Origin of the sequence: Mycobacterium sp. (assembly GCF_050701675.1) — a bacterium.
GTDB lineage: Bacteria > Actinomycetota > Actinomycetes > Mycobacteriales > Mycobacteriaceae > Mycobacterium.
Genome location: NZ_JBOGDD010000012.1, coordinates 1 through 2,033, shown reverse-complemented (window position 1 = coordinate 2,033; position 2,033 = coordinate 1). Strand labels below are relative to the sequence as shown.

Below are 2,033 nucleotides of genomic sequence, written 5' to 3'. Positions count from 1 at the left end.
GGTGTCGTCGCCGCGTTGGTCTGGGTACAGCTCGGTGCACGGTGCGACGAGCCATCGGGCGGCGGCAGCGGCCGTCCCCGCCGCCCCGAAGCGGATCTGGCCCTGGCACGCCAACCTGGTGTTCTCGTAGACGGTGTCGTTGCCTGCGGTGGGAGGGGCGTACCCGAGGTCTCGCAGCGCGCCGGCCACCTCGGCGGCCTGGCCTCCCTGGCCGCTGGCGTTGAGCACGCGGATCTTGGTGTCGGCGAGCTTGGCCGGGGTGACGTCGGTCATGGTCGCCGGCGCCACCTGCTGTCCCAGCGCGGTCTGCGTGGCATCGGCCGCAGGCGGGGGTGGATTGCATACGGCGGCCTGTTGCACGTCGGTGGTCTGGTTGAACGCGAACACCCAGACCACCAGGGTGACGACGGCAAGTGCCACGACCGTGATGATGGCCGGGAGGATGTTGCGTCGGCGGAACGGTCGGCCGTGTTTGTCGAACGCCGTGCCGGACGTGATCTGCGCTACCACCTCTGCACTGTAAGGGCAGGCCCCGCTGTGGGTCCCTACCTGGAACTTTCCAGTGTGATATAAATCACATCCAATCCGGCGCCGAACGGGGCACGAATTATTTGGCGGATGCGTTCTGCGCTGGTACAAAGCTCTGTCGCTACATGACGGATCCAGTAAGGAGGGGGATGAGGATGGCTACCGACTACGACGCCCCACGGCGCACCGAGACCGACGACGTTTCCGAAGATTCGCTCGAGGAACTGAAGGCACGGCGCAACGAAGCTCAATCAGCGGTCGTCGACGTAGACGAGTCCGAGTCCGCAGAGTCCTTCGAGCTTCCAGGGGCCGACCTGTCTGGCGAGGAGTTGTCGGTCAGGGTGGTGCCCAAGCAGGCCGACGAGTTCACCTGCTCCAGCTGCTTCCTGGTGCATCACCGCAGCAGGCTGGCCAGCGAAAAGGGTGGGGTCATGATCTGCACGGACTGCGCGGCCTGAGCAAGACCGGCTGATGGGCGTCAGCTGCGCAACGCGGCCAGCACGCGATCGGGACGGCGGCAGCTCACCAGCCAGTACGGCGTCGGATCCTCCGGATCGTCGAGGACGACGAGGACCATGCCCGCAACCCAGGCCCGGTGTACGACATATGCCGCGGGGTCCAGTTGGCGACCCAGTGCGGCCGACTTCGCCGACCTGGGGACTTCGGCCGTCCTGGAGATGACGCTGGCGGGCAGATGCGCGGCCCCGACCCACAGTTCGGTGTCGGCGCCGTCCGCCGTCGAAGTGCTGACCACCCGCACGTCGACACGACCCAGCCAGATGAGCACGGCCGCCGCCACGGGCAGCAGGAGGGCGTACGGCAGCCAGTTCGGCAGCGACTGGACTCCCTGGTTGACCTCGAGTGCGATCAGGGCAGCCAACGCGAAGCCTGGGGGCCACCACCACCATGGCACCAGCAGTCGCTCTCGGTAGCGCACCGTTTGTGTGGCTGCGCGCGTGTCGGACACGCGGCCAAGAGTAATCTTCCTGCTCGTGTCCACCTCTCTGGCGGTCGTCCGGTTGGACCCCGAGCTGCCCCTGCCCGCGCGGGCGCACGACGGCGATGCCGGCGTGGACCTCTACAGCGCGGTCGACGTAGATCTCGCTCCCGGGCGTCGCGCGCTGGTTCCCACTGGAATCGCGGTGGCCATTCCCCACGGCATGGTCGGGCTGGTGCATCCTCGATCGGGTTTGGCCACGCGCGTCGGCCTCTCCATCGTCAACAGCCCCGGCACCGTCGATGCGGGCTATCGGGGCGAGATCAAGGTCACGCTGATCAATCTCGATCCCGACCTGGCGATCAACATCCGACGCGGTGACCGGATTGCGCAGCTCCTGGTTCAGCGGGTCGAGCTACCCGAGTTGGTCGAGGTCACGTCGTTCGACGAGGCCGGGCTGGCTGACACTTCCCGTGGCGACGGTGGCCACGGTTCCTCCGGCGGACACGAGAGTTTGTGATGGCATTCGGCAGGCGCAAGCGCAGCGACGACACGACCGACCCCGAGG

The 2,033-nt window shown here is 67.2% G+C and carries 4 protein-coding genes; 2 read left to right on the top strand and 2 right to left on the bottom strand.

Features of this window, described 5'->3' with window-relative positions:
* On the bottom strand, nt 1–510 hold a 510-nt coding region (gene cei, locus ACRDUX_RS00385), incomplete at its 3' end, for an envelope integrity protein Cei (protein ID WP_526409933.1).
* A 173-nt stretch (nt 511–683) separates the two neighbouring features.
* Here cei and ACRDUX_RS00380 point away from each other — a divergent pair.
* Nucleotides 684–986: a DUF4193 domain-containing protein gene (locus ACRDUX_RS00380; protein ID WP_083059801.1), complete on the top strand. Its 303-nt coding sequence runs from the start codon at nt 684–686 to the stop codon at nt 984–986.
* A gap of 20 nt (nt 987–1,006) precedes the next feature.
* Here ACRDUX_RS00380 and ACRDUX_RS00375 read toward each other — a convergent pair whose 3' ends face one another.
* Nucleotides 1,007–1,495 (bottom strand): DUF3093 family protein, encoded by a 489-nt coding sequence (locus ACRDUX_RS00375; RefSeq protein WP_526409931.1) that lies wholly within the window; start codon nt 1,493–1,495, stop codon nt 1,007–1,009.
* Nucleotides 1,496–1,520: 25 nt separating this feature from the next.
* Between ACRDUX_RS00375 and dut the strand changes: the two genes are divergently transcribed.
* Nucleotides 1,521–1,985: a dUTP diphosphatase gene (gene dut, locus ACRDUX_RS00370; RefSeq protein WP_526409929.1), complete on the top strand. Its 465-nt coding sequence runs from the start codon at nt 1,521–1,523 to the stop codon at nt 1,983–1,985.
* Nucleotides 1,986–2,033: the final 48 nt, after the last annotated feature.